The sequence below is a fragment of the Boseongicola sp. genome (genome assembly GCF_057460485.1).
In genome coordinates, this window is record NZ_JBVCWP010000181.1 from 1 (window position 1) to 7,665 (window position 7,665).

At 56.7% G+C, this 7,665-nt stretch carries 7 protein-coding genes; 2 read left to right on the forward strand and 5 right to left on the reverse strand.

Annotated features, from left to right (window positions below; translation table 11 throughout):
• Positions 1-752: class II aldolase/adducin family protein (locus tag AC221Y_RS16890; RefSeq protein WP_486707810.1), on the forward strand; the 752-nt coding region annotated here is incomplete at its 5' end.
• A 524-nt stretch (positions 753-1,276) separates the two neighbouring features.
• Here the strand turns inward: AC221Y_RS16890 and AC221Y_RS16895 are convergent.
• The 4 genes from AC221Y_RS16895 to AC221Y_RS16910 are packed head-to-tail and all read right to left on the reverse strand — an operon-like array spanning position 1,277 to position 4,369.
• Complete coding sequence (locus AC221Y_RS16895; protein ID WP_299754728.1) at positions 1,277-1,786, reverse strand: MarR family winged helix-turn-helix transcriptional regulator; 510 nt, start codon at positions 1,784-1,786, stop codon at positions 1,277-1,279.
• 4 nt (positions 1,787-1,790) lie between these two features.
• Positions 1,791-2,237: a hypothetical protein gene (locus tag AC221Y_RS16900; RefSeq protein ID WP_299754730.1), complete on the reverse strand. Its 447-nt coding sequence runs from the start codon at positions 2,235-2,237 to the stop codon at positions 1,791-1,793.
• On the reverse strand, positions 2,230-3,435 hold the full coding sequence (locus AC221Y_RS16905) for a Gfo/Idh/MocA family oxidoreductase (RefSeq protein WP_299754733.1): 1,206 nt from the start codon (positions 3,433-3,435) through the stop codon (positions 2,230-2,232). The genes AC221Y_RS16900 and AC221Y_RS16905 overlap by 8 nt, the downstream gene beginning before the upstream one ends.
• Positions 3,425-4,369, reverse strand: coding sequence for a PDR/VanB family oxidoreductase (locus tag AC221Y_RS16910; protein WP_299754735.1), 945 nt, complete (start codon positions 4,367-4,369; stop codon positions 3,425-3,427). Before AC221Y_RS16910 ends, AC221Y_RS16905 begins: the two co-directional genes overlap by 11 nt.
• Positions 4,370-4,470: 101 nt before the next feature.
• Between AC221Y_RS16910 and AC221Y_RS16915 the strand changes: the two genes are divergently transcribed.
• The gene (locus tag AC221Y_RS16915) at positions 4,471-5,754 is read left to right on the forward strand and encodes a Rieske 2Fe-2S domain-containing protein (RefSeq protein ID WP_486707811.1); all 1,284 of its coding nucleotides are present in this window, start codon (positions 4,471-4,473) and stop codon (positions 5,752-5,754) included.
• Positions 5,755-5,756: 2 nt separating this feature from the next.
• Here the strand turns inward: AC221Y_RS16915 and AC221Y_RS16920 are convergent.
• Positions 5,757-7,665, reverse strand: a 1,909-nt coding sequence (locus AC221Y_RS16920) for a TRAP transporter permease (protein ID WP_486707812.1), incomplete at its 5' end; no start/stop codon positions are given.

Below are 7,665 nucleotides of genomic sequence, written 5' to 3' on the forward strand. Positions count from 1 at the left end.
GCAGGATGCCCGACGACTTGAATTCTCGCGATCTTTCCCAGCAGAGTGACTCCGCCATCGTCGAGCTTGTTCTCGCGAACCGGATACTTGACCGCGAGGACGTGATCGACAATTTCGGTCATGTCAGCATGCGCCACCCGGTGCACCCGGACCGCTACCTCCTGTCACGTTCGCGTAGCCCAGCAAACGTCACGCGCGACGACATCATGGAATTCACACTCGACGGCGACTTAGTGAACGAAGATCACCGAGCCCCCTACAAAGAACGCCATATTCATGGCGCGATCTATAAGGATCGCCCTGATGTAAACGCGGTGACGCACCATCATGCGCGTTCCATCATCCCGTTCACGATGAACAAGATCTCGCTGCGGCCGATATTTCATATGTCGTCCGTCATCGGCGCCGATATTCCAACCTGGGACAGCCAGGAGGAATTCGGCGACACGAATATGCTGGTGGACAGCATGGAGATGGGTCACTCGCTGGCGCGGACGCTGGGTTACAACCGCGTTGCCTTGCTTCGCGGACACGGGTGCATCTGCGTCGCCTCCAATATCAAGGCGGTCTGCATGATCTCGATCGGCCTAAAAGACAACGCAGCACTCGTTCAGGAAACGCTGCAGATCGGTGGTCTGATCCCGCTAACCGACGGCGAAATCGAGAAGACGAGTGCGATGCTTCTTGGTAGAACACCCTTGGAGCGCGCCTGGGACTACTGGGTCGCGCGCGCAGGATACCCCGGCTTGTGAAACGGTCCCACCAGGAAACATAGTCGCGTCGTAATAGCGGAATCTATCCTTTCTGACTTCAACTCTAACGGGACAGTTTAGACTGACCTGAAATGAGATCGCTTCTGGCATATCGTTCTCAGCAAAGAATGGAGATGAGACAATCTCTCGGAACAGCCGCCGCAAGAAAGTCTCCATCGAGATCCGGCCTGGGACCGCTGTCCTGCAGCCAATACGCAATATTGAAGAGAGGCGTAGACATTCTCTAACGGATAAGAAGATCAGAACGTTTTAAACCGCCTCAAAGGGAAGGAAAGCGATGCGAAGTTGAGCAGTCGGAAGGCGCTTGCGGAAGCCTTTGTTAAAGGCAACCTTAAGAACTGGAAGCAAGCTCCAAACGATCAGTTGGCGTCTTGAACCGTGCGGCAACTTAGAAAAAGATTTAAGACTTGCGCCGGGGGTCCCGCGATAATTCGCGAAACCGACGATCCGTTATCCGGCTTCCGCAATCCGATGAGAATGACTCACCCATGTCGACACACAAGTCAAACTTCGATCGTGGCGCGGGTGGCGGGAACCTTGATCCCTCGATGAGCCGCGCGGCGTTCGTCTTCGCCAAGATTTTCAATCACCGCCAAAAGACCTTTGCGCATAACCGTAACTTCTTCCGCTGTAAGACCTGCAACTGCGACAAGATTGGCCTCTGTCGCAAGCGGTTCAAGGCGTTCACGCAGGCTCCAACCTTTGGCAGTGAGGAAGGTGTGGATTTTTCGTCTGTTTCCCTCCAGTTTTTGCCGTTCGACCAACTCGGCCTTCTCCATCCGCTTGATCGCGCTGTGTGTCGTAGGTTCGGTAAGGCCAGCGCGCTGGCTGAGGACCTTTTGCGAAAGCCCGTCTTCTTCCCACAAGATTCGCATGAAAATCCACTGACCGAATGTGATCCCTTCGGCCTGCAGTCTGATCTGCAGCGATCTGTTGAAGGCGCGTGCCGCGAGACGGATTAGCCTTGCGAGCCTCTCTTGCTCGATGACCGTTTCCTTCCTTCCTATCGTCATGTTTCTATCCATCTTGGTCGGGTTGATCCTCAAGCCGTCGCCAAAACTCCGCCGCTCCCATGACCTCGCGCAATGGCGCATCCCGGTTTGGTCCGGATGTACCGGTGTCCACGGCCAGACTGCGCCCGTCCCAAAGCCACCAATAGATTATCTCCCCCAGCTTATCCCGAACAGGTGTTCGGAAGATAGGAAATGGATCGCTAACCTGCTCGTTTGCCAACAACGTCACTTGCTTGCCGAGCCGGCTCAGAGCCGACGCGAGTGAGATAAGCGCCGTAAAGCGTGGCGGTCGGCCCGTTATGGACTGCGTATGGTCAGGGCGGCGATCAAAGGCTCCATCGAACACAACGACGACTGGCGGATAGCTTGGATGGTCGTGCGTGATTTGTGCATAGATGAGGCCATTCATGGTCTCTATTTCTACGATGTCGCCAACTGCAAATTCATGCATCTGTGTCACCCTTTTCAGTCTGCTCTGGGCGCGTTGTGACCTGGTGGACAAGTCGTACTGGGTTACCGGACCGGGCCGATGCAAGGATTGCGTGGCAAACCTCCAAACTCGCAAGGCCCCAATCGCCTGTCTGAACGGGTGCTCTGTCGTGGCGAACGGCATTCACCAGTGCATCTATCATTGGTTTGCGGGGAACGTCCGAGACCGGCGCCGAACGAAACGAAATCTCGGTATCGCCGTACACATCAACACCGTAGGGCGTCAGACGAAGATCGGCCCTGTCACAGACCGCTATGACCGGTCCAAAGTGCTCGTGCGCCTCGGGTGCTCCCGGAGCCACGGATCCACCGTATGTTCGGGTGCGTTTCAGCGCAGTCTCGTCATCGGATGTCATATCCGCCAATGCGCGCCGCGCGCCTCCATAGTCCGCAGGGTCTTTTCTTCGGCCCAATTCACCGATGCCACCCATCCACTCATCGCTGTCGAAATGCGCGTAGCCGGAATAGGTTAGGCTCGCAAAGACGCCGGAAGCAAACTTAAGGAGACTGGATGCTGCCCCTTCAGTTGGTCGCGCGGGGTCCCATGCGCCTGTCATCGCAAAGACCTGCGTCGCGAGCCCACCTCCCAACAACCGGACGATATCTATCTGATGAATGGCCTGGGAAAACAGAACGCCCCCACCCTCCTCTGTCCGCAGCTCTTCGGGTCGTCTGGGGCGATACAGAAAGTCAGTATAGTTAAAGGCCTGTATGAACCTGAGTTTTCCGAACTCACCGCTTTCGATTATCGCCCGAGCCAAGGCGACTGGCGGATCGAAACTGTGGCTCGGGCCAACAAGCAGATGGACGCCCGCAGCCTTTGCTTCAGCGACCATGGCCTGACCGTCTGCGACAGATACTGCCAATGGCTTATCGACCAGGATATGCTTTCCAGCGCGAGCTGCCGCAAGAACATGGTCCCTGTGGACCTGGTGAGGAGTTGCCACGTAGACCGCCTCGACCGCGGGATCTCGGCACAAGGCCTCAACGGAGTCATAAGACTTGCCACCAAACTCGCCTATGAAAGCTTCGCGACTTTCGGCCCGGGGCGCGGCAGCTGCTACCAGCTTGATGCGTGGATCTGCCCGGAATGACGGTAACGAAAGCACGAATCCACGCCCAAGGCCCGCGACGCCAACGCGGACAGGATCAGAGGTCAAGGACAAGCCTCTCCGACAACGCGCGCGAAACGCAGATCATTATCCGATTTTCTTTCTCGTGTTCCATCAGAACCATGTCCCGGTGATCAGGTGTTCCGTCAATCAGGATGGTTTTACATGTCCCGCAGGTGCCGCTTTCACACGAACTAACCGTTGGAATCCCTGCTTGCCGGATCGTCTCGAGAATCGTCCTGTCGGCGGGGACTTGGATTGTCCTTCCGCTTGCCTTCAGCTCGACCTCGAAGGGAGTGTCGTCTGCCCGCACGACCTCGACGGGCTTGAAATCCTCGAAATGCACGCGCCCTTCGTTCCAATGGCCAGAGACGCCCTGCACTTCTTCCATCAGCGGCTTTGGTCCGCAACAAAAGACGTGCTGGTCTTTTGGCTCTTCGAAGTGATCCCAAAAGTCGTACGCCCGATCCGGCTCGCCTCCGTCGTGGTGCAGTGTCAGCCGGTCGCCAAAGGCGCTCTGCATATCTTCCAGATATGCCGTATCTTCGGGACTGCGGGTGCAGTAGATGATATGGAACGGGCTGTTCTCCCGATCTAACTTCCGCGCCATGGAATAGATCGGCGTCACGCCAATGCCACCGGCAATAAGCAGGTAATCATTTGCCTCGGTCAGTTCGAAATCGTTTATGGGAGGCTCTATATCAAGTTCTGTTCCAACCGTCGCGTCATCATGCATGGACTGCGATCCTCCGCGTGACTGAGGCTCGCGCTTCACAGCAATCGTATAGTGTTCAGGGGCCTCTCCATCATTAACCAGTGAATAGCGCCGCATCGCGCCGGAGGGCGTGCGAACAGTGATATGACTTCCGGGAGTATGATCGGGAAGCGCCCCTCCTTCAGCGGCAGCCAAGGTGAATTCGCGTATCTGCGGTGTGAGGTTTCGGCGCGACGTCAGGCGCACTCGCAGGGTCTCAGTTGTCATGTGTGCCTCTGGTCTAGATGCTTCGGGCTTGCTTTGACTTAGATACCTAAGTAATTTCCTCAATGCCAGATGCGTCACCAGAATAGCTGAATGAGATAGATATGCTGACACCGGAAGAGAACGAACTCCTGACCCGCGTCACCGGCGACGCACCGATGGCCGAACTCATGCGTCAGCACTGGACCCCGGTCTGCCTGATCGAAGAGGTGGCCGAAGCCGATGGCACTCCCTTGCGCGTCGAAGTGCTTGGAGAAAGCTACGTGGCGTTTCGCGACACCAAAGGACGTCTTGGAATGCTCGACGAGCTTTGCCCGCATCGCAAGGCGTCGCTGGTCTATGGCAGGAACGAAGAGTGCGGCCTGCGTTGCCTCTATCACGGATGGAAGATGGATGTAGATGGCAATGTCGTCGCCATGTCATCCGAGCCCGAAGGTAGCCCGCTGAAGGACAAGGTAAAAGCACGCGCCTACCCCGTTCGCGAATGGGGCGGCTTCGTCTGGGCCTGGCTCGGGGATGCCGATGCGGCGCCTGAGTTTGATCCGCCGGCCTTTGCGCCAGAAGCAGATACAGTCGTATCGATTCTGAAGATTCGCGTTCCCGCCAATTGGGCGCAGATACACGAGGGACAGATCGACAGCGCCCATTCCTCAAGCCTGCATTCTTCCGACATGAAGCCCGCGCGTGTCGAAGGAGCGGCCGCGGATGAAAAGGCCTGGTATCGCCCCTCTACCGACAAGTCTCCGCGGATGCAGACGGAAACCACAAGCTACGGGTTCCACTATGCCGCGATCCGCAAGCCCATAAAGAATGCGGCATCGCACAATTACCTGCGGATCACCGAATTCGTCGCACCGTATTATTCGCTGATCCCGCCGAACAACAACTACAAGGTCGCTAGCGTTATCGTACCGATCAACGATGTTGAGACAGCGTTCCATTTCATTGCCTGGGGCGGTCCCAATGTACCAACGACCGAGGAATGGCGCGCGTTCAATCACGCAGTGCCGGGACAGGATCTCGACCGCAAATGGCGCCCTCTGCGAACGCTCGAAAATGACTTCATGCAGGACCGGGAGGCAATGAAGGCAGGAAACTTCACCGGCGTTCCCGGCATCCCAAATCAGGACATTGTCATGTGGGTCAGCATGGGCGCGTGCGTCCAACGACACACGGATGTTCTCGGGGCATCCGATCTGGCGATCGTTGAGTTCCGGCGCCTGATGACCGACGCGGCGCGCAAGGTAGCGGAAGGTGGTGCGGCAATCGGAACAGGCACAGCCACACAGAGGCAGGCTACGATCGCTTCCCACGAAGGCGTTTACCCCAAAGAGGTCGATTGGCGCACACTGGTGCCCACCAAACCACTCATTGACGCGGCCGAGTGATGCTAGCTGACTTCTGAGTTCTGCTCAGCACCGGTCTTGGTTGTCGTTCGAGTCCACATGCAGGTAATCACGATAACCGCTGCACCGATCGCAGTCACAAGGTAGCCGCCAAAAAGAAGACAGAGCGCGCCGCCAAAAAGAAGCCAACGCTGCGCTGGCCGGATACGCCCCATCAAATATCCTTCGATAGCAATCGCTGCAAAGATGAGCGCGATGAAGGCTGAAGTGACTGCAAACACAATCTCCCACACTGTTCCCTGAAGCAAAAGACCGGGGTGATAGACGAAAGCAAAAGGTATCAGAAACGCGCCCAGTGCAATCTTGACCGACTGCACGGCGATCACGAGCGGGTTTTCGTCTGCGATTGCGCTCGCCGCGTAGGCCGCAACGGCAACGGGTGGAGTGAGGGCCGACATGACCGCGAAGTAGAGAATGAAAAGGTGCCCTGCCAATACGTCTATGCCAAGCCTTTGCATCACGGGTGCAATCAGGACCGCAGCAAGGATGTACGCACTGGGTGTCGGCATTCCCATGCCCAGCAAGATCGTAAGCACGGCGGCCACCATAAGTGACAAAAGCACATCTGCACCCGACACCATAAAAACAAGCGTCGAGAACTTTGAGGCAAGGCCAGTCATTGTGATCCCGCCGATCACAAGCCCGGCCGCCGCGCAGGCACCCGCGACAGCGACCATCCGCAAACTGGACTCTGAAAGTATCTCGAAGATTGCGCTTGGTCCCAAACGGCTCGAAGCGCGGATCATCGCGACCCCGACCACCGCGACCAACCCGTAAAGGGCACTATAAGTAGGGGTGTACCCATTGAGGAGCGACCAACTAATCACGATCAGAGGCACAATAAAAAGTCCGCCATCGCGCATGACTTTGCCAAAGGGTGGGATCAACGATCGATCCACGCCCGCCAATCCCTCTTTCAATGCTCTGAGGTGAACCTGAGTGTAGATAGGGACGTAGTAGAGCAGCGCCGGTATCAACGCAGCAATTGCGATATCGACATATTCAATGCCTGTGTACTCCGCCATTATGAAGGCGGCGGCCCCCATGACGGGCGGCAACAGACTTCCCCCAGTGGAGGCCGAAACCTCGACGGCCGCCGCGAAATCCGACCGATATCCCATTTTTTTCATCATCGGAATCGTGACACTGCCCGTCGTTACGACATCCGATGTGGGGCTGCCCGATATCGTTCCGTAAAGCGCCGAGGAAACCACTGCGATCTTCGCCGGACCACCCGGAGACCGACCGGTCAGAAAAGATGCAAGGTCGTAGAAAAACTGCGCGCCTCCGGACTTGGCCAGCGCCGTTCCGAACAGGACAAACAGAAATGCATATGTAGCCGCCACACGCAGCGGCACACCAAAGAGACCATCAGATGTGAAGACGGTGATATCCAGGAAATGCTGATAGGTTATGCGCCCGTGGCCAAGAACACCATCCAGTCGATCTCCGAAAAGGTTGTAAACAAGAAACATCACTACGATCAGCGTCAATCCCATGCCGACAGTGCGGCGCACCGCCTCCATCGTCAGAAGAAGCAGTGCAGAACCAAACGCGATATCCCATGTGCTCAGCGGGTCGAAAAGCGTGATCCGCCGGGAGATCGTTTCCGCGGTCGAGACGAAATATACGCCGATCACTCCGGCTGAAAAAGCAAGAAGCAGATCGACCCAAATTATGTGTGTTCGACTGGCCCTTGCGCTGGGCCCAATCAAAAGAAAGGTCAATACCAGCATCAGGGCCAGAAACGTCATAGTCAGCGCAAGCGTGTCCTGACGCGAAAAAGCAGCTGCATAGATCACCCAGACCGAAACACCCGCTGCGAAGGTCCGTACGAACGTGCCGATCATCCCCTCGGGGCGTCGCCGCGTGCCAGTGTCAAAAAGCAGATTA

Coding starts and splice junctions, on each gene's coding strand:
- AC221Y_RS16895 (WP_299754728.1), bottom strand. CDS start 1,786: ATGACGATAGGAAGGAAGGAAACGGTCATCGAGCAAGAGAGGCTCGCA.
- AC221Y_RS16900 (WP_299754730.1), bottom strand. CDS start 2,237: ATGCATGAATTTGCAGTTGGCGACATCGTAGAAATAGAGACCATGAAT.
- AC221Y_RS16910 (WP_299754735.1), bottom strand. CDS start 4,369: ATGACAACTGAGACCCTGCGAGTGCGCCTGACGTCGCGCCGAAACCTC.
- AC221Y_RS16915 (WP_486707811.1), top strand. CDS start 4,471: ATGCTGACACCGGAAGAGAACGAACTCCTGACCCGCGTCACCGGCGAC.